At 71.5% G+C, this 25,561-nt stretch carries 19 protein-coding genes; 10 read left to right on the forward strand and 9 right to left on the reverse strand.

Going from position 1 to position 25,561, the window contains the following annotated elements; translation table 11 throughout:
* Window positions 1-11 precede the first annotated feature (11 nt).
* The gene (locus tag DFR69_RS05650; protein WP_110036371.1) at window positions 12-242 is read left to right on the forward strand and encodes a mycoredoxin; all 231 of its coding nucleotides are present in this window, start codon (window positions 12-14) and stop codon (window positions 240-242) included.
* A gap of 9 nt (window positions 243-251) precedes the next feature.
* On the opposite strand, the gene nudC is transcribed toward DFR69_RS05650, so the two are convergent.
* The 4 genes from nudC to DFR69_RS35070 all read right to left on the reverse strand — a co-directional run bounded on the left by nudC (window position 252) and on the right by DFR69_RS35070 (window position 9,980).
* A complete protein-coding gene (gene nudC, locus DFR69_RS05655; protein WP_110036372.1) occupies window positions 252-1,142 on the reverse strand; it encodes an NAD(+) diphosphatase in 891 nt (296 codons plus the stop codon).
* A 41-nt stretch (window positions 1,143-1,183) separates the two neighbouring features.
* Complete coding sequence (locus DFR69_RS05660) at window positions 1,184-2,239, reverse strand: potassium channel family protein (protein WP_110036373.1); 1,056 nt, start codon at window positions 2,237-2,239, stop codon at window positions 1,184-1,186.
* Window positions 2,240-2,322: 83 nt separating this feature from the next.
* Window positions 2,323-5,985, reverse strand: coding sequence for an ATP-dependent helicase (locus DFR69_RS05665; protein ID WP_110036374.1), 3,663 nt, complete (start codon window positions 5,983-5,985; stop codon window positions 2,323-2,325).
* Window positions 5,982-9,980 carry a PD-(D/E)XK nuclease family protein gene (locus DFR69_RS35070; RefSeq protein ID WP_244198156.1) on the reverse strand — a complete coding sequence of 1,333 codons (3,999 nt, stop codon included), beginning with the start codon at window positions 9,978-9,980 and terminating at the stop codon, window positions 5,982-5,984. The genes DFR69_RS05665 and DFR69_RS35070 overlap by 4 nt, the downstream gene beginning before the upstream one ends.
* A 114-nt stretch (window positions 9,981-10,094) precedes the next feature.
* Between DFR69_RS35070 and DFR69_RS05680 the strand changes: the two genes are divergently transcribed.
* Both DFR69_RS05680 and DFR69_RS05685 read left to right on the forward strand, forming a co-directional pair.
* A complete protein-coding gene (locus tag DFR69_RS05680) occupies window positions 10,095-10,886 on the forward strand; it encodes an alpha/beta fold hydrolase (RefSeq protein WP_110036375.1) in 792 nt (263 codons plus the stop codon).
* 2 nt (window positions 10,887-10,888) lie between these two features.
* A complete protein-coding gene (locus DFR69_RS05685; protein WP_110036376.1) occupies window positions 10,889-11,191 on the forward strand; it encodes an MGMT family protein in 303 nt (100 codons plus the stop codon).
* A 57-nt stretch (window positions 11,192-11,248) separates the two neighbouring features.
* On the opposite strand, the gene DFR69_RS05690 is transcribed toward DFR69_RS05685, so the two are convergent.
* A complete protein-coding gene (locus DFR69_RS05690) occupies window positions 11,249-12,055 on the reverse strand; it encodes a hypothetical protein (protein ID WP_167456162.1) in 807 nt (268 codons plus the stop codon).
* Between the two features lie 124 nt (window positions 12,056-12,179).
* On the opposite strand from DFR69_RS05690, the gene DFR69_RS05695 reads away from it, so the two are divergent.
* From DFR69_RS05695 to DFR69_RS34340, 6 genes are all read left to right on the forward strand, one after another.
* Window positions 12,180-13,913: an NTP transferase domain-containing protein gene (locus tag DFR69_RS05695; RefSeq protein WP_110036378.1), complete on the forward strand. Its 1,734-nt coding sequence runs from the start codon at window positions 12,180-12,182 to the stop codon at window positions 13,911-13,913.
* Between the two features lie 182 nt (window positions 13,914-14,095).
* A complete protein-coding gene (locus DFR69_RS05700; RefSeq protein WP_244198105.1) occupies window positions 14,096-14,626 on the forward strand; it encodes a DUF3558 domain-containing protein in 531 nt (176 codons plus the stop codon).
* Window positions 14,626-15,006 carry a hypothetical protein gene (locus DFR69_RS05705; RefSeq protein WP_110036379.1) on the forward strand — a complete coding sequence of 127 codons (381 nt, stop codon included), beginning with the start codon at window positions 14,626-14,628 and terminating at the stop codon, window positions 15,004-15,006. Before DFR69_RS05700 ends, DFR69_RS05705 begins: the two co-directional genes overlap by 1 nt.
* Window positions 15,006-16,340, forward strand: coding sequence for a hypothetical protein (locus DFR69_RS05710; protein WP_110036380.1), 1,335 nt, complete (start codon window positions 15,006-15,008; stop codon window positions 16,338-16,340). The genes DFR69_RS05705 and DFR69_RS05710 overlap by 1 nt, the downstream gene beginning before the upstream one ends.
* On the forward strand, window positions 16,327-17,076 hold the full coding sequence (locus tag DFR69_RS05715; RefSeq protein ID WP_110036381.1) for an ESX secretion-associated protein EspG: 750 nt from the start codon (window positions 16,327-16,329) through the stop codon (window positions 17,074-17,076). Before DFR69_RS05710 ends, DFR69_RS05715 begins: the two co-directional genes overlap by 14 nt.
* Window positions 17,077-17,274: 198 nt before the next feature.
* A complete protein-coding gene (locus DFR69_RS34340) occupies window positions 17,275-17,433 on the forward strand; it encodes a hypothetical protein (RefSeq protein ID WP_167456163.1) in 159 nt (52 codons plus the stop codon).
* Window positions 17,434-17,483: 50 nt separating this feature from the next.
* Here the strand turns inward: DFR69_RS34340 and DFR69_RS05720 are convergent, their stop codons facing one another.
* Genes DFR69_RS05720 through DFR69_RS05735 form a run of 4 tightly spaced genes read right to left on the reverse strand, consistent with a single transcriptional unit; the run spans window position 17,484 to window position 22,817 of the window.
* Window positions 17,484-19,442, reverse strand: a complete 1,959-nt coding sequence (locus tag DFR69_RS05720; protein ID WP_110036382.1) for a dipeptide ABC transporter ATP-binding protein — start codon at window positions 19,440-19,442, stop codon at window positions 17,484-17,486.
* On the reverse strand, window positions 19,439-20,287 hold the full coding sequence (locus tag DFR69_RS05725) for an ABC transporter permease (RefSeq protein WP_110036383.1): 849 nt from the start codon (window positions 20,285-20,287) through the stop codon (window positions 19,439-19,441). Before DFR69_RS05725 ends, DFR69_RS05720 begins: the two co-directional genes overlap by 4 nt.
* Window positions 20,284-21,243 (reverse strand): ABC transporter permease, encoded by a 960-nt coding sequence (locus tag DFR69_RS05730; protein WP_110036384.1) that lies wholly within the window; start codon window positions 21,241-21,243, stop codon window positions 20,284-20,286. Before DFR69_RS05730 ends, DFR69_RS05725 begins: the two co-directional genes overlap by 4 nt.
* A complete protein-coding gene (locus DFR69_RS05735; protein ID WP_110036385.1) occupies window positions 21,240-22,817 on the reverse strand; it encodes an ABC transporter substrate-binding protein in 1,578 nt (525 codons plus the stop codon). The genes DFR69_RS05730 and DFR69_RS05735 overlap by 4 nt, the downstream gene beginning before the upstream one ends.
* Window positions 22,818-23,086: 269 nt before the next feature.
* Between DFR69_RS05735 and DFR69_RS05740 the strand changes: the two genes are divergently transcribed.
* On the forward strand, window positions 23,087-25,441 hold the full coding sequence (locus DFR69_RS05740) for an arylsulfatase (protein WP_110036386.1): 2,355 nt from the start codon (window positions 23,087-23,089) through the stop codon (window positions 25,439-25,441).
* The last annotated feature ends 120 nt before the right edge of the window (window positions 25,442-25,561 follow it).

Consider the following 25,561-nt stretch of genomic DNA (forward strand, 5'->3'; position numbering starts at 1 on the left):
CTGATCTGACGATGTACTCGACCACCTGGTGCGGCTACTGCCGTCGCCTCAAGACCCAGCTCGACGAGGCGGGCATCACCTACACGGTGATCGACATCGAGGACGACCCCGCTTCGGCCGAGTTCGTCGGCAGCGTCAACAACGGCAACCACGTCGTCCCGACGATCAAGTACCGCGACGGCTCGACGGCGACCAACCCGTCGCTGGCCCAGGTCAAGCAGGCGCTGGCCGCCCAGGCCTGAGCCGGGTCGCTACTGCGCCCAGCTCTCGATGATCGTGCGCGCGATCGAGATGGAGCCGGGGACCAGGAGGCGGGCGCCGGACTCGCGCGCCGACCAGTCCCCCGCGTGCAGAGCCGCACGGACCTCGTCGCGGGTGAACCAGTGCGCCTCGGCGATCTCGCCGTCGGAGAACACCAGCTCCTGCGCCGGGTCGCCGACGGCGGCGAAGCCGACCATGAGCGAGCGCGGGAACGGCCACGGCTGGCTGCCGAGGTAGTGGATGTCGCTGACGTCGACGCCCACCTCCTCGCGGATCTCGCGTTCGACGCAGTGCTCGAGCGATTCACCGACCTCGACGAAACCGGCCAGCAGCGAGAACATCGTCGCGGGCCAGGCGTGCTGACGCGCGAGCAGCACCCGATCGGCCCCGTCGTGGACCAGGCAGATGATGGCCGGATCGATGCGCGGGAACTCCTCGTCGCCCGCGGCGGTGAGCCGGGACCACCCACCCCTGGACACGGTGGTCGCGGTGCCGTCGCCGCCGTGGAAGCCGGCGCGATCGTGCCAGTTCAGCAGCGCGTAGGCGGTCGCGAGCAGGTCGGCGGTGAAGTCGTCGACGGCGCCGAGCGTGCGCAGATCCTTCAGTACCCCGTCGAGTTCGGGCGTGCGCACGGCCCAGACGTGCGCGTCCTCGACAACGCCGAGGAACACCGCGCCGGGACCGGGCGCCTCGGCGACCGACAGCGCCGCGTCGAGCACGACGGCGGTGTCCTCGACCCGGACCCGCCCGCGCGGGTCGACGCGCAGGACCTTCGCTTTCGCCCAGCCGGTACGCAGGGCCTCGGGATCGAGGCGCACGTGCTCGGCTCGATCGATGGTGGAACGCGACAGCAGCGGAACGTCTTTCAGGCGGAAGGACACACCGCCGAGCCTAGCCCTGTCGCGCGTGTCGCGTCGCGGCGCTACTTGGCGCTGCGCCGGATGTAGAGCAGTTTGTCGCCCGCTTCGAGCGCGTCGACCTCGGGTTCGCCGACGCGGATGAGGTCGCCGTCGCGGACGACGCCGAGCACGATCTCGCTCAGATGCCGCGGCGAGCCGCCCACCTCGCCCGGTTCGACATCGCGCTCCGCGACCGCGAAGCCCTGCTCGGGGGTGAGCAGGTCCTCCATCATCTCCACGACGGTCGGGGTGGTGGTGGCGATGCCGAGCAGGCGGCCCGCGGTCTCCGACGACACCACCACCGAGTCGGCGCCGGACTGGCGCACGAGGTGGGTGTTCTCGGCCTCACGGATGGCGACGACGATCTTGGCGGTCTTGTTCAGTTCGCGGGCGGTGAGCGTCACCAGGGTGGCGGTGTCGTCGCGGTTGGTGGCCACGATCACCGAGGCCGCGCGCTGCACGCCGGTCAGCCGGAGCACATCGGACTTCGTCGCCGAGCCGTGCACGGTGACCAGTCCCGCACTGGCCGCCGCCTCGAGCGCGACCGCGTCGGTGTCGACGACCACGATGTCGGACTGCGCCACCCCGTCACCGAGCATGGCGTCGATGGCGGTGCGTCCCTTGGTGCCGTAACCGACGACGACGGTGTGATTGCGCACGGTGTGCCTCCATCGCTGAATCTTGAACGCCTGCCGCGACCGTTCGGTGAGCACGCTGAGGGTGGTGCCGACGAGCACGATCAGGAACAGGATGCGCAGGGGGGTGATGACGATCGTGTTGATGAGCCGGGCCGACGGGCTGGCCGGGGTGATGTCGCCGTAGCCGGTGGTCGACAGCGACACCGTGGCGTAGTACAGCGCGTCGAGGAACGACAGTTCGTTGCCGGTGTTGTCGTGGTAGCCGGCGCGTCCGAGATAGACGACGGTCGCGGCGGTGAGCAGCAGCGCGATCGCGACCAGCACGCGCCGGGTCAGCGAGATCCACGGGCTGGTCTGTACCGCCGGGATCCGCAACAGTCCGACCAGCGCGTAGTCCGGGCTGCTGCTGAGCCCGATCGGAGTGCGTCTACCCCCGAACATCGCCCCTCCTCTCGCTCGACCCGGCGCCGACTCGTCGGGCTCCGGCACAACCGGGGAGCCTACTGCGTGTGAGCCCGTCCGGCTCACTCGACATCCGGGGCGGGGGCGGCGTCGCGGATCAGTTGTTCCAGCTCTCGCGGCCCCGCCAGGTCGGTGGGCGCGATGGTGCGGCCGGAGCGCACGTAATGGAATGCCGCGCCGACCCGTTGGAGCATCTGGTCCTCGGTGGCGCCGGTGCGCGCGGCCATCAGCCGCGCCCACGCCAGCCGGTAGACGGCCAGCTGCACGGCCACGGCGGGTTCGTCGGCGGGGCCGGGTTCGGCGCCCGTCTTCCAGTCGACGACGATCCAGCGGCCGCCCGGTTCGGCGAAGACCGCGTCCATCCGGCCGCGGATGACCGTGCCCGCGATGCTGGTCTCGAACGGCACTTCCACATCGATCGGACTGCGCTGCGCCCAGGGTGAGCGACGGAACGCGGCCTGCATGGCGGCGAGTTCCCGGTCGGCGCGGCCGAGTTCGGCCGTGCTGTCGGCGGCGCCGGGCAGTTCGTCGAGGCCGAGCAGTTGTTCGGTGCCGAACCAGGACTGCACCCAGGCGTGAAAGGCCGTGCCGCGCCGGGCCATCGGGTTCGGCGGATACGGCAGCGGGCGGCGCAGCCGGGCGGCCAGCCGGGTGGGGTCGGCGCGCAGTTCGACCAGCGCGGTGGCGGGCAGCTGGCCGGGCAGCTCCACCCGCTGGTCGGCGAGTTCGGCGGCGGTGAACTCGGCGAGCAGCGCGTCGACGTCGGTGGCCCAGCCCTCGGGGTCGTCCGCGTCGTCGTCGGGTGCGGCGGGGCGCGCCCGCAGCTCGTCGAGGGCCGCGCGCACGAGCGCGGCGCCCTGTTCGATCGGGTCGCGGCGCCCGCCGAGCGGATCGCGCGGCCACTGGGCGGTCGGCGGGTTGTCGGCGAAGGGGTTGACGGCCTCGGGCGGCGGCGGATCGTCCCAGCGCGCGATGGTGGCGACGCCGAAGGCGGGGCTGTCGGGGTCCTCGTTCGCCTGCTTCAGGTCGAGCAGGAACTCCGAGGGCCCCTTCTGCGAGGTGCCGGTCTCGGGCCAGTAGTAGGCCGAGACCAGCAGGACCCGTTCGGTTCTGGTGAGCGCGACGTAGAAGAGGCGGCGTTCCTCGTCGAGGCGGCGGCTCTTGAGCGCGTCCTTGTGCTCGGCGATGGCGCGTTCGAGTTCGGCGCGATCGCCGACGCCGCTCAGGTCCAGGACCGGCACGCCCTCCGAGGCGTCGGGCTGGGCCCGGTCACCGCGCAGCGAGGTGGGCAGCTCGGTGAGCGCACCGAGCCAGGTGCTCAGCGCCGTGGTCGACGGGAACACCGTGGCGCTCACGTGCGGCACCGCGACGACCTCCCATTCCAGGCCCTTGGCCGCGTGCACGGTGAGCACCTGCACGCGGTCACGCGCGACCTCCACTTCGCCCGGCTCCAAACCGTTCTCGACGGATTCGGCGGCGGTGAAGAAGGCCAGCAGCCCGCTCAGCGAGGCGCGCGAGTCGGCCGCGTAACCGGCCACCACCTCGGCGAAGGCGTCGAGGTGTTCGCGGCCCGCGCCGCCGCCCGCGATGGCGCGCCGCGTCTGGGTCTCCACCCCGACGCCGATGGTGCGTTCGACATCGGCGACGAGTTCGACCAGGGGCTGGCCGCTGCGTTCGCGCAGCGCGGCCAGTTCCTCGCCGAGCGCGACGATCCGGGTGTAGCCGGACTCCGAATACTGGTCCGGCGCACCGGGATCGGCGATGGCGTCGGCCAGGCCCGCCTGCTCGGTGGGCTCCGGCGCGACCTCGCGCAACGCGCTCGCCAGGCCCGCGGCGTCGGTGATGGTGGTGGCGGCGTCCCCGGAGAGACTGCCGATCGAGAGCATCCGCGCCCGTCGCGCGAGCGCGGCCAGGTCGGCCACGCCGATGCGCCACCGGGCGCCGGTGAGAATGCGGATCGCCGCGCTGCCGGTGCCGGGCTCGGCGATCAGGCGCAGGGTGGCCACGATGTCGGCGACCTCCGGCGTCGCCAGCAGCCCGCCGAGACCTACGATTTCGACCGGCAGCCCCTGTTCGCGCAGCGCCTCGGCCAGGGGCGCCGCGTCGGCGTTGCGGCGGATCAGCACGGCCGAGGTCGGCGGTGGCCGCTCGGCCTCGCGTGCCGCCGCCCATTCGGCCGCGATCCGTTCGGCGATCCAGTCCCGTTCCTGCGCCACGGTCTCGGTGAGCGCCAACTCGACGGTGCCCTGCTCGGCCTGTGGTTTGGCGCGCAGCGCGTCCACCGTCGCGCCACCGGCAGCCTCGGCCCGCACGCGGAGCGGATCGGCCACCAGGTTCGCCAGCGCCAGGGCTTCCGGCGGATTCCGCCAGCTCGTCAGCAGCGGCAGGATGGGCGCGGGAACCCCCGGCGCCGCCGGGAAATCGGTGGCGAAGCGGGGCAGGTTGGCCGCGGACGCGCCGCGCCAGCCGTAGATCGACTGCATGGGATCACCGACCGCGGTCACCGCGAGCGCGCCGGAGTCGGCTACCCCGCCACGCGGCCCGGACGTCGCGACATGCGAATCCTCTTCCACGGCACCAGTTTCCCGCGCGGCGAGGTCGGCCGCCGCTGTGTGCTCGGCGTGCGCCCGGCCGGGCCGATCGCTGTTCCCGGCCCGTGCTGCCCTCGACGACGAGGGCGGCCCTGAGTTCGCGGTCCCGGCACCGGGCACAGACGGCGCGGGCGACCACAGCATCTCCTCGTCCGCCGCAGGGGGCGGCGCCGTCGCGCGCACTCGCACCGGTCGCGGTCGCGTCTGCCGCACGGCGTCGGCGTTGCCGAACAGCGCCGACAGCAGGACCCGCTGAGCGTGCCCGGTGTCCTGGTATTCGTCGAGCAGGACAAGTTTGAACCGGGCGCGTTCGGCCTCGGCGACCTCGGGATGGTCCACCGCCAGCTGCGCGGCCAGCGACATCTGGGAGCCGAAATCCAGTGCGCCGCGCCGGTTCAGCGCCTCGGCGAGCTGGCCGACCAGCGGCAGCAGCGCCACCCGCTCGCGTTGCGCGTCGACCACGCCGGTCAGCGCCTTGCTCGGCCCGCCGCGCTGCCGTGGACCGGCGGGCAGGGTGTAGACGAGCTTCTCCAGTTCCGCGTGCGCCTCGGCGAGCTGTTCGGGTTCCACCAGGTGCTCGGCGAGCTGGCCCGCGAGCGCGAGCACCGCCTCGGTCACCGAGACCGGGGTGCGCTCGGTGTCGAGATCACCGTCCCACGAACGCACCACCTCGTGCGCGAGCTGCCAGAGCTGGGTCTGGGTGAGCAGCGCCGCCGACGGTTCGACGGGCAGCAGCAGGCCGTGCGCGGTGAGCAGTCTGCCCGCGTAGGAGTGGTAGGTGCTGATCTCGGGTTCGGCGCCGGAGATCAGCGTGCGCAGCGCGCCGGTCGGGTCGATCTCGCGCACCAGCGGCGCGCCGGCCAGCCGGGCCAGGCGGGTGCGGATGCGGGAGGTCAACTGCTGCGCGGCTTTCCGTGTGAAGGTGAGGCCGAGCACCTCGTCGGGCGCGACCAGCCGGTTGGCCACCATCCACACCACGCGCGCGGCCATCGTCTCCGTCTTGCCCGCGCCCGCACCCGCCACCACCAGCGTCGGGCCCGGCGGCGCGGCGATCACGGCCGCCTGCTCGTCGGTCGGCGGCGGGAGGCCGAGCGCGTCGGCCAGCCGTTGCGGGGTGACGCGCACGCCGCTCACTCGTCGGTCACCTGCCGTCCGGTGTCCTGCACGGGGCAACTGCCCACGACGGGACAGTGCCTGCACCCGTCGTTGCGCACGGCCAGATATCCCGGTCCGCGGGTGGCTTCGGCGGCGTCGTGGATGGTGTCGCGCCAGGTCTCGAGGCCCTCGGCGTCCAGCGCGGTCTGGGCGCGCTCGGTGGCGCCGGTCTTGGTACTCGGCTTGGCGACGTAGACCAGCCGCGCGCCGCCCGGTTCGGCGGTGTCGTCCTCGTCGAGCGCCCCGTGCGCGGCCGCGACCTGGTAGGTCGCGAGCTGCGCGTGATCGGCGACCGACTTCGCCGACACCGGGTTCTTGCCGGTCTTCACGTCGACGATCACGAAGCGGCCCTGCGCGTCGCGTTCCAGCCGGTCGATCCGCCCGCGGATCCGCACCGCGCGCTCCCCCTCGGCGCGCGCGGGCAGCACGCAGTCCACCGGCACCTCGACCCCGGCCTGGGTGAGCTCGCCGCGGGTGTTGCGGATCCAGGCCAGGAAGGTCTCCAGCATGGCCTCGGTGCGGCGCAGTTCCTGGCGCGAGTGCCAGCCGGTCGCCGGATCGACGGTCTTCCACGCCTGTTCGAGGGCGGCGCGGACCTGCGCCTCCGGCACGTCGCCCGCCAGTGCCTGCACGAGCGTGTGCACCAGATTGCCCTTGACGGCGTGCGGGTTGTCACCGTCGGTGCCGCCGTGGCGTTCCAGCGCCCAGCGCAGCGGGCAGCTGCGCAGCAGTTCGACCGTCGACGGGGACAGCCCGATCGGCGTGTCGTCGTCCTCCCACAGTTCCCGGTCCGAGCTGAGCTCGGCGGTGCCGTACCAGTCGGCGGGATCGGTGCCGGGAACACCCGCGTCGGCGAGGCGGGCCAATTGCCGTGCGGCGCGCTCGCGCCGCTCGGGTGCGGTGGTGAGATCGCAGACCACGCCGCGCAATTCGGCGACAAGGGCGTGCATCACCAGCGCGCGACCGGGATCGGCGACGGGGAGCGCGCCGGGTTCGCCGTCGTCGTCCTCGCCGAGCAGTTCGGTGAGGAAGCGCGAGGGCACCAGATCCTGGTCGCCCGAGGCGGATTCGACCGCGGTGACCAGCAGCGAGGTGCGCGCCCGGCTGCACGCCACGAGCAGCAGCCTGCGTTCCTCGGCGAGGATCGGCGCGGCCCGGCTCGTCGTCGCGCCGGGATCGACACCGGCGACCAGGTCGACGAGGTCCTCGGTGTGCAGCAAGGTGCCGCGCGCCCGCGGGTTGGGCCAGATCCCCTCCTGCACGGCCGCGACCGCGACCACCTCCCACTCGCGGCCGGCGGCGGCGTGCGCGCTGAGCAGCGACACCGCATCGCCCTCGGCGGCCAGCGGCCTGCCCTGCTGCGGAATCTGCTGGTGCAGAAGGTATTCGACGAATCCGTCGATACTGGCGCGCGGCAGCCGGTCGACGTAGGCGGCCGCTGCGTCGAACAGTTCGACGGCGGCGTCGAGGTCGCGGTCGGCCTGCATGCCCGCGGCGCCGCCGCGCCGCGACTGGCGGAACCAGCGGCGCTCCAGCCGGGAGCTGGTCCACAGCGTCCACAGCACGTCTTCGAGACCCTGCCCGCGCGCCTGGGTCTCCTTCGCCTTGCCCACGGCACGCAGAACCCGCTGCAGCGGCGCGGCTTCGACCTCGGTGAGTCCGTCGAGCAGACGGTTCTCGCCGACGCCGACGATGAGGTCGCGCAGCACCTCGGCCGAGGACTGGTCGATCAGCGGGATCGCGGGCGGCTCGGGCTCGGGGCGCGGTGGCCCGGGGGGAGCCTGCGCCGCGGCGGGCATGGGCTCGGCGTCGAGGATGTCGATGTCGTCGGGAAGACGTTCGGCGACGTCCCAGTCGGGTTCGGGATCGGGGCGCAGCGGATCCTCGGGGGCGGGCGGCGGTGGCAGCCATTCGTCGTCGATCGGATCCGGTTCCGGCTCCGGCATTTCCGGCAGCGGGGGTGCTTCGTCCCACAGCAGGAACTGGTCGGCGTCACCGGCCGATTCGGCGCGAACGGCGGTGCGTTCCAGGTCGAGCACGCTGCGCCGGATACCGCGGCGCAGGCGGCGCAGGGCGATCTGGTCGGCGCCGCCGAGCGGACCCGAGAGCAGGTCCATGGCGTCCTCGGGCGAGAACATGGCATCGATGGCCCGGCGCGAGCCCGGCCGCGACGGGTCGCCCGCCAGCAGCACCCGCAGGGCGAGCACCATCCACGCCGCGCCGCGTCGCCGGGCCAGCGGCTCGGCCACGGCGGGCCTGCGCACCGGCACCCCCGCCGCCAGCAGGGCCCGCCGCAGCGGCGCCAGCGACAACGGCACCGACCGCACGATCACCGCCATCTCCGACCACGGGACCCCGTCGGTCAGATGCGCCCGGCGCAGGTGATCGGCGATCAGCGCCGCCTCCTTGGCCGCGGTGGCGAGCACCCGCACCCGCACACTCGCCTCGGGCGCGTCACTGTTGCCTTCCTCCACATCGACGCCGTGCGGCACGGCCGGATCAGCAAGGTGTCCCACGACCGGATCCACATCGGCACGGCGCGGCATGGCCGGATCGGCGGGGCGGCCCTCCGCCGGACCAACGTCAGCACGGCGCGGCACGGTCGGATCAGCGCGGCGGCCCGCAGCCGGATCCACGTCGAGACCGTGCGGCACGGCCGGATCGGCGGGATGGTTCGCGGCCGGATCGCTCGCGTGCGCGGCACGGAACGACGCATCCGCGCCGGGATCGCCGTCGGACGTCGCGTGATTCGCAGCCGGACCGCCGCGCGAGGTGGGGCGCGGATCGGTCTCGGTGGCGGTGCGTGTTTCGCTCGCCGGACCCTCGTCGGGGTGCGCGAACAGGTCGAGGTCGGGTTCTGGGGGCGCTTCCACGATCGGTGGCGGCTCGTTCTCCTTGCCCGGCAGGACCCGATGACGCGCGGACCCCGGCAGCCGGGCGGCGATGCGCGCGGTGGCCAGGCGGATCGGCGCGCCGCTGCGGTAGTTGTGCCGCAACGTGATCCGGCGCTGCGGCAGGGTGTCGAGGTCGGTGAGAAACGCCGCGTCGGCGCCGCGGAAGGTGAACACGGCCTGGTCCGGGTCGCCGGTGATCACCGTGCTCGCGCTGCCGCTGCCGATGGCGCGCACCAGGGTCGCCGCCTGCGGGTCGAGGTGCTGGGCGTCGTCGACGAGCAGGAACCGGGTGCGGTCGCGCTCGGCGGCGAGGAGATTGCGGTCACCGGCGAGCGCGTCCAGCGCGGCGCCGACGAGCTCGGCGGCGTCGAGCGCGGGCGCGGTGGCCTCGGGCGCGGCGACGCCGACCGACCAGCGCAACATCGAGGCCTCTTCGTACCGCTGGAAGAACCGGCCCGCCGCCACCCACGCGTCGTTGTCGTGTTCGCGGCCCAGCGCCATGAGGTCCTCGGGTCCGAGTCCGCGCTCGGTGGTCCGCAGCATCAGGTCGCGCAGTTGTTCGGCGAAGCCGCCCAGCGCCAGCGCGGGCTGGAGGCGGGGCGGCCACAGACCGCGCGCGCCCGCCTCGATGTCGGCGAGGTCGCCGCGCAGCATCTCGCGCAGCACCGCGTCCTGTTCGGCGCCGGTGAGCAGCCGCGGCGGCGGGTTGCCGTGCAGGTCGGCGTGTCTGCGCAGCACGGAGAACGCGTAGGAGTGCAGGGTCCGCACCATCGGCTCGGTACTCGCGCCGGGGATGCCGCCCGCGTGCGCGCCGAGCTGGACGGTGATGGCGTCGCGCAGGGCGGCGGCGGCCTGCTTGGTGTGGGTGAGGACCAGGATCGAGGCCGGGTCGGCGCCGTCGGTGATCCGCGCGGTCACCAGGTCGACGAGCAGCGCGGTCTTGCCGGTGCCCGGCCCGCCGAGCACCTGCCAGGGCCGCCAGCCCGGCCGCGGCGGCGCGGGCGCGGCCTGCTCGGCGAACAGCGCGCGAACAGCGGCGCCCCAGGCCCGCGGCCGGGGCGCCCGCGTCGTCCGGCGCACGAGTCGCACCGAGCTATCCGATCGCACCACATCGGCTATTGCAACAGACCAGTACGACACGCCAGGACACCCCGTCGGGAGTACACGCTGCGCGACGGAGCGCGACCGGCCAGAATGGCACTCGTGTCTCCGCTTCACGTACATCGTTTCGGCCCCGCCGACGGCCCCGTCGTCCTGGCGCTGCACGGGCTCACCGGCCACGGCAACCGTTGGGAAACCCTGGCCACCGAGCATCTCCCGCAGGCCCGGGTGATCGCTCCCGACCTGCGTGGACACGGTCGATCCACCTCCCTGCCGCCCTGGGACTTCGAGACGATCGTGGCCGATGTCGCCGACCTGGTGCGCGCGGAGACCGGCGGTCCGGTCGTCGTGGCCGGGCACTCCTTCGGCGGCGCGGTCGGCATCCACCTGGCCCGTCGGCATCCGGACCTCGTGCGGACGCTGGTCCTGCTCGATCCGGCGATCGGCATCGACCCGAAACTCATCGAAGAGGTCGCCCTCGCCAACCTCGCTTCGCCCGACTACACCGATGTCGCCGAGGCCCGCTCCGACAAGCAGCACAGCGCGTGGAGCCCCGACGAGGTCGACCCGGCGGCGCTCGAGCGCGAACTCGCCGAGCATTTGGTCCCGACCGAGGGCGGCCGCGTCGGTTGGCGGATCTTCCAGCCCGCGATCACCTCCTATTGGGGCCAATTGGCGCGCCCGTTCGCGCTGCCGCCCGCCGACCTGCCGACGGTCCTCGTGCGCGCCGGCAAGGTGGATCCGCCGTACGTGACCGCCGAGTTCCTGAGCGCGCTGTCGGACCATCTCGGCGACCGGCTCACCGTCGAGGTGTGGGACTGCGATCACATGGTCGCCCAGGCCCGCCCCGCCGAGTCGGCCGCGCTGATCGCCGCGTTCCTGTAGTCATGGCGGCGACCACCGAGGAACAGGTCGAGCGGGTACGCGCGTTCGTCGCCGCGATCCCGCCCGGCCGGGTCGCGACCTACGGCGACATCGCGCACGCCGCGGGTCTGTCCTCGGCGCGGACGGTCGGCTGGATCATGCGCACGGATTCCGCCGACCTCCCCTGGCATCGCGTGCTCGGCGCCTCGGGCCGCCCCGCCGCCCACCTGGCCACCCGCCAGTTGCGCCTCCTCGCCGAAGAGGGCGTACCCATCACCGACGGCCGCGTCGACCTCCGCACCGCCCGCCTCCAGCTGGACGGCTGATCACCACGCTCTGGTGGCGGAACGCTCTCGGGCGTTGCCGCCACCAGAGCGTGGTGATCAGCTGTCCAGGGGAGGTTCGCCGGGGAAGGGGCGGCGGATGGTGGGGTCGGAGGGGGCGACGGGCGGGGTGGTGGTCGCCAGCGTGGGGTCGGAGGGGGCGACGGGGCGTGCGGGCGGGGTCACCGGGCGCCGGGTCGGGCCGTCGGCCTGGGTCTGTGCCGATGGTGAGTGCACGGGCGGTGCGCTCGGGCGTGCGGGCGGCGTGGGGGCGGAGGCGCGGGTCGTGGCCGTACCGCGATCGACGGGTCGCGGGGTGCCCCCCGTCCGGCCCAGGCTCTGGCCTTTCCCCAGGCCTTGGCCCCTGCCCTGGCCCTGGCCCTGGCCCTGGCCCTGGCCTTGGCCTTGGCCGGGTCGACCAGACCCCAGCGGCGCCACGTACGGCAGGGGACGCGCGGGCGTGGACGACGGATTGCCGACTGCCGCCCCTCGGATCGGACCGCCGGGTACCGGCCCACGCGCGGACGGCGGAGCGATCGGGCCGCTCCAGTTCTTCGGCTGCGTGTCCACGGCGCCGGGAGGCCGCCCAGGCGAAAAAGAGGACCGGGCACCATGATTCACGCCGCGCCGCCCGGGCGTCCGGGAGACCTTGATCCACCAGAAGACGAGGACCCCGAGGATCGCGAAGACCAGCGACCACACGATGTACACGCCCAGAATCGCCATGTCGCGCTCGACGAGCCCGACCACGACGCCGAGCGCGCCCCACAATCCGCCGATCGTGACGACAACGACGAGGATCCCCCGGAACACGTCACCGACCATCGTCGGCTGCCCCGATCCACGACCTCGACCTGCCCCGGACATGCACACCCCTTGCCGAACACCGAAGACCACACGCCGAGCCGACGCCGCCGTTCCCCGACGCTCGAACGGCGCTGTCACACCCCGCTAGCATGACATTCGTGCCGACAACCCTACGCCGAATCCGATGACCGCCGCCGACGCGATCGTGCTCGCGGGTGGCCGCGCCAGCCGGATGGGCGGGGTCGACAAACCCGCGATCGTGATCGGGGGCCGGTCCATGCTCGACGCGGCGCTGGACGCGGTGCGCGAGTGCGGCGAGATCGTCGTCGTCGGCCCGCATCGTCCCGAGCTCGATGCCCGGATCACGCAGGTTCGCGAGGTGCCGCCGGGTTCGGGCCCGGTGGCCGCGATCGGTACCGGACTCACCGCGCTCGGCGCGGGCACGGCGCCGTGGATCGTGGTCCTGGCCGCCGACATGCCGTTCCTCACCGCCGACACGGTGCGCCAATTGCTGCTCCGGGCAAACGAATCCACCACCGACGCCGTCTTCGCCATCGACAGTTCCGGTCGGCCACAGTATCTCGTCGGGGTCTGGCAGCGGGAGGCGCTCACGTCCGCCCTCGCCGGGCTGGACGCCCTGGTGAACCAGCCGATGAAGGCGATCGTGCCCACCGAGACGACCCTGGTCGAACTGCCCGGCACCACCGACTGCGACACCGAGGAAGCCGTGCGCCGCGCCCGCGAATCCGTCGCCGCGACCCCGCTCACCCTCACCGAGGCCAGGGCACGCCTCGGCGCCGGCCTCACCGCGCTCGTCCCCTACGAGGCCGATCTGGGCGAGGTCCCCGGCGCCGCGCTCGCCGCCCCGCTCGTCGCCGCGGGCGCGCTGCCCCGCTTCGACGTCTCGGCGATGGACGGCTACGCGGTCTGCGGTGACGGTCCGTGGCAATTGCGTCGTGACATCGGATTCGCCGGTGGCGCACGGCCGGTCGGCCTCCTGCCCGGCGAGGCGGTGCGGATCGCGACCGGCGCGCACGTGCCCGACGGCACCACGTCTGTCCTGCGCGACGAGTTCGCCGCCGTCACCGGCGACACTCTCACTCGCCGCCCCGACACCCCGATCCGCGGCGACATCCGCCGCCGCGGCGAGGACCAGATGGTCGGCGATCTCCTCGCCCCGGCAGGCACGCGGGTGAGCACCGCCCTGCGCTCGGCGGCCGCGTCGGTCGAGGTCACCACCGCGCTGGTCCGCGGCCCGGTGCGGGCCCGCATCGTGATGACCGGCGACGAGATCCGCAGCACCGGCCCGCTGCAGGCCGGGCAGACCCGCGACTCGATCGGCCCCGTCCTGCCCGACCTGCTGACCGGCCTCGGCGTCCAGGTGGTCGACCGCGTCCACCTGCGCGACACGGCCCACGGCTTCGACGACATGCTCACCGCCACCTCCGGTTTCGACCTCCTCCTGGTGGTCGGCGCGACCGGCGGCGGCGCCGCCGACCAACTGCGCACCGCCCTCACCCGCGCGCAGGCCCGCGTCGTCGTCCCCCGCCTGGCCATGCGCCCCGGCGGGTCGACGGTCGTCGCCGAACTCCCCACCGGCCCCACCGTTCTCGGCCTCCCCGGCAACCCTTTCGCCGCCATCGCCGTCCTGCTGGCCCTCACCCCCACCCTCGTCGCCTCCCGCACCGGTGCCCCCGCACCCCGCGCCGTCCGCGGTCCCCTGCACAACGCCGCCGCCATCGCGGGCCCCGTCCAGCGCATCACCCCCGCCCGCCACGCCCCCGAAGGCGGCTGGCTCGGCGACCCCAACGTCCGCACCGCCCACCTCGCCGGCCTCATCGACCGCGACGGCCTCGTCATCGTCCCCCCGAACGCCCCCGACGGCACCACCGTCGAATTCCTCCCCCTCCCGGCCTGAACCGCCCGCGTACGAGGAAATCCGCACCGCCTCTACCAGCGAAGATGCGGCTTGGCGGGATCCGGTAGAGTGATCGGCCAGAGTTGTCGCGGGGCCGATCGGTCACGGTGGCGGGGAAGCCGGAGTACACGGAGGGGACGCTGATGCACGCTAGGTGGAAGGTTCTTCCAGCGATTGCTGTGGTGGGTGTGCTGGTCGGTGGTTGCGGGGGCAACGAACCGAGCGAAACGGCACAGCCGGGGACCACGGTGGTGACGGCGCCGACAAGTTCGGCTGATCCCGATGCGGGGCTGTGGGATCCGTGCACGCTGCCCGACGCCACACTGACCGCCGTCGGTCTGAATCCAGCGACCGAGGAGAAGGACGTCGCGGGGGTGAAGTTCGAAGACTGGAAGGTGTGCAGCTGGACAGATTCGAAGAAGACGTACACCTTCGGTGTCTTCACGACCAGCCACACCTTGGACGAGGTGCGACAGCGGTCGGATTACGGGGACTTCGTCGATGCCGAGGTCGGCGGCAAGAAGGCTCTTCAGTATCGGTCGACCGGCTCGCGGCACGACTTCTCGTGCAGCATCGCGGTGCAGCAGCCCGGCGGCGGCATGGTGGACTTCGATGTCCTGGTCCGGCACAGTGCACGCGACGTCGCGGCAGAGCCGTGCGCCGAGGTACGGCGTCTGGCCGACCTGCTGATCGTTGACGTTCCGAGCCGCTGATGCCGGTTCCACAGATCGATCCCTCGGAGTGGAAGCGGCTGGAATCCCAGGCGGCCGCAGGCTCTTTGACGATCAACCCCGACGTCGGCAGGTCGCTCGCTCAGGTCTGCGACACCCACCTCGACAACCTCGAAAAGCTCCTCGCTGACGTCAGCTATATCGAGAAGGTCACAGGTTTCGGAACCTTCAACTCCAGCGCGATCCTCGAGAAGAAGTTCTCGCTCACCGCCGTCGGCGGGGACCGCTCATTGGACGAGACACTGCGAAAGCACGTCGAGGCTGTCACCGCTGCCAAAGCCGCCGTTCTCCAAGCAATCGCGAACTTCGAAGCCCAGGACACCTACAACGCCGGGCAATTCACCGGTCTCGGGGGGAACTGATGACCTACGAAGACTACAAAGCCAGAGTCATTGCCGCACAGGAGCTCTGGAACCAAGAGCGCAGCGGGATCTACCTCACCCAGCATCTCGCCCAACTATCGACAATCTTTGCCGGTGAGACGCAACCGAATCATCTCAACGGAAACGACGACAGCTACGACCACATGACCTTGGCCCAGATGCAGAGCGCCGTCGCGGCGATGAAGCCGAGTGCTGTGCAGGGCGCGTCGGAGGCGTGGTCGAAGATCAGCACCGACCTGTCGACCACCCTGCAGGCCTTCAACAAAGCCTTCGAAGCCGTCAGCACGGGACCGGATGGCTGGGACGGCCAAGCCGCGAGCGCGGCGGTCACCGCGGTGGGGAACTATGTGCAGCAGTCCGCGTCGCTGCCGGCGGCGGCTTTGGCCGTCAGTCTCAAGCTCGCGGAGATGAAGACCGGGCTGGAACAGACCCAGACCCTGATGCCCGGGCTCACCGAGCGGCCGACGCTCACCGACAAGACTCTTCCGACCGACGGCGACACCAAGCTCGGTGACTACCAGGGCGACGAGGCCGAGGAAGAAGCCCGGCGCATCCTGCGCACCGTCTACGGCCAGGTCGCCGTCCAATCCGACACCGGCGTCCCCTTCATGCCGACCGCACCGAAGATCGTCGCCGAGGACGGGGGCGGGGATCCGTCCGCCCTGGGCGGCGGTACCTCGGGACCGACGGGCGGCAACACCGACACCTCGGGGACGGGCGGCGGGCAGCAGACGCCCGAGGACACCGGCGGGGACCAGACACCGCAGGAGACCGGGAATCCGACGGCGACGGACGGCGATTCGTCGTCACCGGACACCGATCCCTCGTCGACCGACGACGGCGACACCACCGCAGCGTCCACGGCCACACCCACCACGACGAATCCCAATGCCGCGCAGGCGGGTACACCCACGACGGCAAGCCCGTCCGCGCAGAATCCAGCCACGGCGACACCCCTGGGAACCACTCCGGGCGCCGGGCGCGGTGGCGGCGGTTCCGGTGGCGGCGGCGGCCGGGGCGGCACCTCGTCCGGCGCTCCCGGGGCCGGCCGTTCGGTGACGGGCGCGCCGAGCGGCACGGGCCAGCCCGCGGCGGCCGCGGCGGGCCGGGCAGCGGCGGCCGGCACGGGCCGCGCGGGCATGATGGGCATGCCCGGCATGGGCGGCGCCGGCGCTCGTGGCCAGAACGACGACGAACACCGTGGCGTCCCGGACTATCTGATCAATCAGGAGAACGGCGAGATACTCACCGGGATCGGCGACATCAGAACGGTGCCACCGGTGATCGGCGGGGACGACGGTGCCCAGCAGTAGATTCACCGGGCAGGAATTCGACATCCTGTGGTCGGCCTACGGTCGTGACCGTTTGCCCTATCCGCTGCGATTCCGTACCGATATCGAGGAATTCGACGCGTTGCGCCGCGATCGCGAACGCGCGGTGGCGAATTTGCTCGACAAATACGATCCGGGTGCAGAACGCGCGCTGGGCACACTGCTGAATCCGGATGCCCGGCTCGAATCGAAAGGATTTGCCGGAAAAGGCGATCCGCGAATCATCCGATTCCACGGCGCGATTCGCGGCGAGGAGGGCGCCGCGCTCACCCAGGAACCCGGCACCGCCGAGGACACCGGTGGCGAGGTGGTGCTCACCTGGGGCGCGGCCGACGAGGTCGCCGCGGCGGCGGTCGCGGCCCTGCCCGAATGCGGTCCGGGCACACGGGCGCCACTGGAGATTCCGCGAGCCCGCATCGCCGAGGAGGACGAGCACTTCGAGTACCGCAGGGGCGCGATGTCGGCGGCCGAGCAGGTCGATCGCCTGTTCCGCCGGCCACGCTCCGGCTACGGCGAGATCGCGGCGTATTCCGGCGGCGCGGTGGATTCGCGCCCGACGCCCGCGGTGCGCACGTTCTGGTGGATGGACTACCCGGACGGTCGCTACTACGCCCGGACCGGCGACCCGATCATCGCCGAACCACTGGACGGCGCCCGCATGGTGGCCGGTATCCGGCAGATGCTGCGTCGCGCGCAGCGACACCATCGCGGCGAATAGTCCCCGCGCAACAGGCGATTTCCCGACAATTCATGTTCAGGCAAATATTGTCGAGGAATCGAATTGTCGAACAATGGACACGCCGCATTCGCGCCGCTCCGCGCACTATTTTCCGAACACCTCTATCGCGCCGCATTTCCGCTGGCTATCGTAGGCGCGTTAGGCGAAACACTATCCCTCGGAAAGGACCGTGTGGAGATGGCTGACAAGTCCAAGAAAGCGCCTAAGAAAATGCCCAAGCAGATGTCGCGGCAGCAGCAGCAACAGCGACAGGAGCAGATGGGCGACGAATCGCAAGGCATGACGCGAGCCGGCCAGGAAGATCGGCGTGAACCGCGCCGCCCCAGCCAGCACTGATCCTCGTGTGTCGACGAGCCGCCGGTCCCCCTTCCGGCGGCTCGTCCACGTCAGGAGCCGACGCCGAGCAGCGCGGGGGCCACGGATTCGGCCTGGACGCGGCGGGCCGTTGGATCGGGGGTGGGGACCGCGTCGAGCAGGCGGCGGGTGTACTCCTGGGCCGGTGCCGCGAAGACGGTGCCGACCGCGCCGGATTCGACGATCCGGCCCTGCCGCAGCACCACCACCCGATCGGCGACCTGATGAACGACGGCCAGATCGTGGCTGATGAACAGGCTGGCGAAGCCGTATTCGGCGCGCAGGTCGGCGAACAGGTCCAGCACCTGCGCCTGGACCGAGACATCGAGGGCGCTGGTCGGTTCGTCGGCCACCAGCAGGCGCGGCGCCAGGGCGAGCGCGCGGGCCAGCGCGACCCGCTGACGTTGCCCGCCGGACAGTTCACCCGGCCTGCGGTCCGCGTAATCCCTGGGTAGTCGCACCGATTCGAGCAGATCACCCACCTTGGACCGCAGCAGCGAACCCGACGCGACGCGATGCACCGCGAGCGGCTCGCCGATGGCGTCGGCGACGCTGCGGCGCGGGTCCAGCGACGCGCTCACATCCTGGTGCACGAGTGCGACATTCCTGCGCAGCGCGCGCACTTCCCGTGGAGACAACCCGGCGAGCGAAACTCCTTGCAGGGTCACGGTTCCCGAGGTAGCGGGAACGAGCCCGAGGGCGGTGCGCCCCAACGTGCTCTTGCCCGACCCCGATTCGCCCACCACACCGAGCACTTCCCGTGGCCCGAGGGTGAGGGAGATGTCGTGCAGCGCGGGGAAGGACGGGGCGCCGTGCCGCCCGGGGTACACCACGGACAGGTCTTCGACGCGCAGCACCTCGCGATACTCGGCTTCCGCGGTGCCGCCGCCCTTCTCGGCCACGACGGCGGGCCCGCGCGTGATGACCCGCCGCAGGACGCCACGTGGCCGAATACGGTCACCTGCCGCATCGTGGTCCGAACCGGCGACGGAATCGTCCCTGCCGCCCTCGCGGGCAGAGGCGCCCCGCGCGACGACTGGATCGGCGGCACCGCGGCCGGTTTCGCTTCCACGGGAACCGGATTCGGCGCCGACGCCGTCGGCGCGACCCGCCGCGCCGTCTCCGGCGACAACAGACCGGTCGTCGCGCCCTGCGAGATCCGTTGCGCTGCGGCCGGCTTCGTCGCCACTGCCGACGGCGGACGCTTCGGCCCCGGGCAACCGCGGTACCGAGGCGAGCAACGTACGCGTGTACTCCTCCCCCGGCTCGGCGAACAACCCGAACACCGACTGCTCCTCCACCACCCGGCCCGCCCGCAACACCACGACGCGATCGGCGATCTCGGCGACCACGCCCAGGTTGTGGGTGATGAACAGGACGGCCGTGCCCCGCTCCCGCTGCAGCGACCGGAGCAGGTCGAGGATTTCGGCCTGCACCGTCACGTCGAGGGCGGTGGTCGGTTCGTCGGCGATGAGCAGGTCCGGATCGCCGGACAGTGCCAGGGCGATGACCACGCGCTGCTTCTGCCCACCGGACAGCTGGTGCGGATACCAGCCGAGCCGCTGCTCGGGCTCCGGGATGTCCACGGCGGCAAGCAGTTCCACCGCGCGTGCCCGGGCCGTTTTCGTGTCGCGGACACCGTGCGCCCGCAGGGCCTGCACCAACTGGGTACCGATCTTCTGCACCGGATTCAGCGCGGTCTGCGGTTCCTGGAACACCATGGCCGCCGTGGTGCCCCGCACCGCGCGCAGTTGCGCTTCGGTCGCACCGACGATGTCGGTGTCGGCCAGCCGGACGGTGCCCGCGGCGGTGGCGGTGGCGGGCAGCAGGCCGAGCACGGAACGCGCGGTGAGCGACTTGCCCGAGCCGGATTCGCCCACCAGCGCGACGATCTCACCGCGCCGCACCCGCAGGCGGACGCCGTCCACCACGGTCCGCTCGCCGAATCGGATGGTCAGCTCGTCGATGTCGAGCACGACCTCGCCGCTCATGTCACTCTCCTTGCCCGGCCCAGTGCCTGGGCGATCAACAGAAATCCGAGGGTGAGGCCGGCGACGACGACCAGCGGTCCCACCGCCATCCACGGGTTGGCGTCGAGATTGCCGATGGACTCGCCGATCAGCGACCCGAGCGAGGGCTGTGGCGGCAGCACCCCGATGCCGATGAAGCTCATCGCGCCCTCGATGAACACCGCCACCGACAGCGACAGCGCGAACTGCACGCCCAGCGGCTCGAGCACGTGCGGCAGCACGTGGCGGCGCAGCGTCCACCAGGTGTCGGCGCCGATGACCTCCGACGCCTCGACGAAGGGCTGCTCGCGCACCGCGAGCACGGCCGTGCGGATCTGGCGCCCGAAGATCGGGATCTCGGCGGCGATGATCACGATGACCACCGCGTGCGCGCCCGGCCCCGTGATCGCGGTCAGCGCGATGGCGAAGATCAGCGAGGGGAACGCCAGGATCAGGTCGAACACGCGCTGCGCGGTGACGTCCGCCAGCGGGTGCACGGTCGCCGCGAGCCCGACCAGCGAGCCGATCGCCGCGCCGACGGGCACCGCGAGCAGCACGATCACCAGATCGACCCGGATACCGGCCAGCACCCTGGACCACACGTCGCGATTGAGATGGTCGGTGCCGAGCCAGTGCTCGGCGCTCGGGCCCACCAGGTTGGCGCCGGGAATCTGGGCGAGCGGGTCGTAGGCGCTGAGCACTCCGGCGAGCACGCCGGCCAGGGCGATCACGCCGACGAGCACGACCCCGGCCAGACCCTGCCCCCGACGCAGGGCCGTGAGCGGGTGGCTCGATGTCGTCGGCGGCGCCACCTGCGTGACCGTCATGACCGTCCCCCGATCCGGATCCGCGGATCCAGCCAGGCGTGGGCGATGTCGGTGACCAGCTGGATCACCACGAACACCACCACCGACAGCAGCAACAGCACCTGCACGAGCGGATAGTCGCGCCTGCTGATGCCCTGTTCGATGAGCTGCCCGATGCCGGGCCACACGAACGCCGCCTCCACCAGGACCGCGCCGCCGAGCAGCTGCCCGGTCTGGATGCCGAGCACGGTGAGCATGGTCGGCAGCGCGTTGCGCAGCGCGCCGCGGGTGACGATCTCGCGATGCGCGACACCCAGCGAACGGGCCGTCAGCACATAGGGTTTCGCCAGTTCGGTGCGCAGCGACTCGGTGAGGAACCTGGTCAGCGCCGCGGCCACCGGCAGCGCCAGGCAGATCGCGGGCAGCAGCAGGTACTGCACCGCGATGTCGGGCCGCGCGATGAACCCGTCCGGCGGCACACCACCGGCGGGCAGGACCGGGATCGCCACCGCGAACACCAGCACCAGCAGCGGCCCGACGACGAAGGTCGGCAGCGCGACGGCGACCGTATTGGCCGCGGCGACAATGCTGTTCAGCCAACGAGTCGGCCACAGCACCGAGGCGACCGACACGGCCAGGCTCACCAGCACGGCCAGCAGCAGCGCGGACACGGTGAGGACCAGCGTGTTGGTGAGCCCCCGCCCGACCAGGTCGGTGATCTGCCCGCCGATGATGTAGGAACGGCCGAGATCCAGGGTGAACAGGTCGGCCAGCCAGCTCAGGTACTGCACCGGAACGGAACGGTCGAGTCCGAGCTGATGCCGGATCGCCGCGATCGACTCCGGGGTGGCGTCGTTGCCCGCCAGGATGGTGGCCGGATCGCCGGGCACCAGCCGCAGCAGCAGGAAGATCAGTACCGAGGCCGCGAACAGCACGAGCACCGCCGACGGCAGCCGGTGCAGCAGATAGCGGGTCATGACAGGAAGGTGTCGGTGAGGACGGGTTCGCGGCGTTTGGTCCAGCCGAAACCGTGCACCTTGTTCGCCGACGAGTACTGCTGGAAGCGCACGCCGATCTCGATCAGGAACAGTCCTTCCAGCAGCTGGTCGCTGATGGCCTGGTAGGCGCGCACCGCGTCGGGGCCGGTGGCCTGCGGCAACTTCCAGGCGGCGTCGGCGGCGCCGGTGTAGGCGGGCGAGTCGTAGCGCGAGGCGTTGCGGCGGGCGTTGAACGGGTAGGCGCTCACCGTCAGGGTGGACGGCACGAACTGGGCCCACGAGTGGTCGGTGACCCACAGGCCCCGGAACTGCTGGCCGGTGAGCTGTTTGACGAAGGTCGCGGCGTCGACCGGGTCGAGGACTACCTCGATGCCGATCTCGGCGAGGTTGGCCTGCACGATCTGGGCCACCTCGTCGTATCCCGGCGCGAACGTCAGCGGCAACCGCGGCGGCTTGCCCGCCTGGGCGAGCAGTTCCTTGGCCTTGCCGATGTCGCGACCGAATCTGGTGTTGCGTGATTCGTCGTAGGCGGGTGAGGTCTTCGGCCACGGCGCGTTGAGCGGGTAGCCCGCACCGCGGAACACCTCGGCGATCACCCGCTCGCGGTCGAGCCCGTACGCGATGGCTTGGCGCACCCGGAGATCGGCGAGCGCCGGTTCGGTGACATTGACACCGACGTAGATCTGCAGCTCGGCGCCTTCGAGATTGTCCACCTGGAAGCCGCCCGACTTGCCCAGGTTCTCGGCGTCACGGAAGGCCAGTTCCCTGGCGACGGCGATCTGTCCCGATTTCAGCGCGCTCAGCAGCGCCGTCGGATCGGGGATGATCGACACCTCGACGCGGTCGAGATAGGGCCGCTCGGGAATCCGGTAGTCGGGATTGCGCTCGAAGATCAACTGCGAGTTCGGGATCCGCTGCACGTACTTGAACGGTCCGGTGCCGATGTAGACGTCGCCGGTGCCGAGCCGGTCGATGGACTCGCTGTCCAGGATCGGCACGGTGTCGAGCAGGTCGTAGATGTTGCTCAGCGGGTGCGCCAGCTGGAGCACGATGCGGGTGGGCGAGACGATGTCGAAGCCGGTGACCGCGGCGGCCGTACTGCGCAGCTGCGCCGACCATTTCGCGTCGGCGTAGGTGCGGATCGAGAATTCCACGTCCTTGGCGGTGAACTGCCTGCCGGAGTGGAACTTCACGTCGTCGCGCAGGTCCAGCGTGATCGAGCGGCCGTCGGCGGCGAGCTGCCACGCCTTCGCCAGCAGCGGTCGGGGTTCGAGCTTGTCGTTGGGGTAGCGGATCAGCGACTCGTAGACCAGGCCGATGACGACCGGCGTCGCCGCGGTGTTGGTGAGGATGTTGGCTGGCACGAGGTCTTCGCGGATGCCCACCTTCAAGGTGCCGCCGCGCACCGGGGTGGCGTCGCGGCCGCCCGCTTTCTGTTCCCCCACCGCGGACGTGCACGCGGCCAGCGCAGCGCCGCCGAAGATGGCGGCCGCGGCGATTCCGCCGGCGCGCAGGAAGTTACGGCGGTCCAGACCACCGGAGGTGAAGCTCATCGTGGGATTCCTCGAAGACACGTCGGCCCGCGAGGCGGGCCGGTCGGCGCGGCACTCGGCGGCGCCGGGGAAAGGGAGACATCGGCCGTTCGGCCGCGTCCGTCAGCGGACGGACGTCAGCCGCGCTGGACGCGACACGAACAGCAGCTGGTGGGCTGGGTCGTGGGCACGGCAGTGACGCTAACAAGTAGCGAAGCGAGGGTCACCGATTCCACGCACCCTGCACATAATCCTGGTGACCAGCGGATATCTCGCCTTTACTGCCGGTCATGCCAGTTCCCTCGCACGCTCGCGGTTACGAATCCTTCGGCGGCTCGGTCGGCCGCACCGCCGCCGATTCCACGCCGGAGTGGACCGCACCGCCGACCGCGCCCCGGGGCGCGCCCAATATCGTCGTCGTCCTCGTCGACGACATGGGTTACAGCGACATCGGCCCGTTCGGTTCCGAGATCGAGACGCCGACGCTGGACCGGCTCGCGGCGAACGGGGTGCGGCTGTCGAACTATCACACCACCCCGCTGTGCTCGCCGTCACGGGCGGCGCTGCTCACCGGAATCAATTCCCACCGCGCGGGTTTCGGGTTCGTCGCCAATACCGACCCCGGCTATCCCGGATTGCGGCTGGAACTGGCCGACGATGTCCTCACCTTGCCGGAGATCTTGCGCGCCAACGGATATGCCACCTACGCGGTCGGCAAATGGCATCTCGTCCGCGATGCCACCATGAACCCGGCCGCGCATCGGGATTCCTGGCCGACGCAACGCGGTTTCGACCGCTACTACGGGTCGCTGGAGGGACTGAATTCCTTCTACTACCCGAATCAACTGGTCTCCGACAGTTCGGTGGTCGACGTCGAGGAATATCCCGAGGGCTACTACCTGACCGACGATCTCACCGACAAGGCGCTGTCCTACATCAAGGATCTGCGCGCGCACGACGCGACGAAGCCGTTCTTCCTGTATTTCGCGCACGTGGCCATGCACGGCCCGCTCCAGGCCAAGGCGGCCGACCAGGCGAAGTATCGCGGCAAGTACGCCGAGGGGTGGGACGAACTGCGCAGGCGGCGCTTCGCCGAACAATTGGCGCAGGGCCTCTTCCCGCCGGGGACCGAGCAGAAGCCGCGCAATACCGAACCCGGTTACGAAGCGGCCGAATGGGATTCGCTGTCGGCCGACGAGCAGCGGCGCTACGCCAAGTACATGGAGGTGTACGCGGGCATGGTCGACAGCATCGACCAGAGCCTCGGCCGCATCGTCGACCTGCTCGACGAGCTCGGCGAACTCGACGACACGATCATCGTGTTCACCTCCGACAACGGCGGCACCGCCGAGGGCGGCCCCGAGGGCACCCGCTCCTACTTCGCCGAGTTCGCCCACATCGACGATCCCGACTGGATCGGCGACGTGCCGCACGACGAGGACCTGATCGGCACCGCGAAGCTGGGCGTGCACTATCCGCGCGGCTGGGGCCAGGCGTCGAATACGCCCTTCCGCTTCTACAAGGGGCAGACCTTCGCCGGCGGGGTGCGGGTGCCGCTGGTGGTGTCGTGGCCCAAGGGCCTGCCACGCGGCGAGGGCGACGGGGGGATCCGGCACGAGTACGCCTATGTCACCGATCTCGCGCCGACCCTGCTCGACCTTGCCGGACTGGATCGGCCATCGGTCCGCAACGGGTTGCCCGCCAAGGACTTCGACGGAGTATCGGCCGCCGCACTGCTGCGTGATCCGGCCGCGCCGACCGCGCACACGGAGCAGTACTCGGAGATGACCGGGCATCGCGGCTACTACCGCGACGGCTGGAAACTGCTGTCCCTGCACGAACGCGACGCCGACATCGACGCACCGAACTGGCAGCTGTTCGACGTGCGCGCCGATCCCACCGAACTGCACGACCTGTCCGATCGCTACCCGGACAAGGCCGCCGAACTCGCCGCCGCCTGGGACGAATCCGCCTGGGCCAACACCGTTTTCCCGCTGCTGACCCGCGCCGATCTGTTCCGGCGGCGACCGGAGGAGGCGCGGTTCGCCGCGCCGGTGCGGCTGCTCCCCGGCACCCCGACACTCGAGCGCTACCGCTCGCAACGGCTCATCGCGTACCGCGACTTCACCATCACCGCCGACCTGTCCCGATCCCGCCCGGCCGGACTCGGCGACCTCGCGCCCGCGCACGCCGGCTATCTGCCCGGTGACGAAGGTGTTCTGGTCGCGCACGGTGATCCGCTCGGCGGCTATCTGCTCTACATCGAGGACGGTGAGGTGGTGTTCGGGCTGAACAGCTACGGCCGGTACGACTCGATCGGGGTGCCACTTCCGGCCGGGACGCGCGAGATCACCGTGCGCGCCACGGTCCGGCCGCGACTGCGCTGGGACTTCGTCGTCGAGGTCGACGGCACCCCGCTCGCCGAACTCACCGACCAGGTCCAGCTCGTCGGCATGGCGCCGTGGACCGGCATCTCGGTGGGTGTCGACGCGCGCGGCCCGGTGTCGTGGGACCTGCGCGAACGCCGCGGACCGTTCCGCTACACCGGCGCGCTGCGCGCGGTCACCTACACGCCGGGGCCCATCCAGGTGCCGACGACGACCATCGACGCGGTCGAGCGGGAGGCCGAGTACGTCGCCGAATAGCACGCCACCCGCCGCTCGGCCGACCCCGCGAGGGACGGGCGGTACGCGGGAACACGGGTCCCCTCGTCCCGGACGGAGGAGGGACCGGGGCGACCAGGCCCGACCAGGTCGGATACCGTT

Origin of the sequence: Nocardia neocaledoniensis (genome assembly GCF_003182135.1) — a bacterium.
In the GTDB taxonomy this organism is placed as follows: domain Bacteria; phylum Actinomycetota; class Actinomycetes; order Mycobacteriales; family Mycobacteriaceae; genus Nocardia; species Nocardia neocaledoniensis.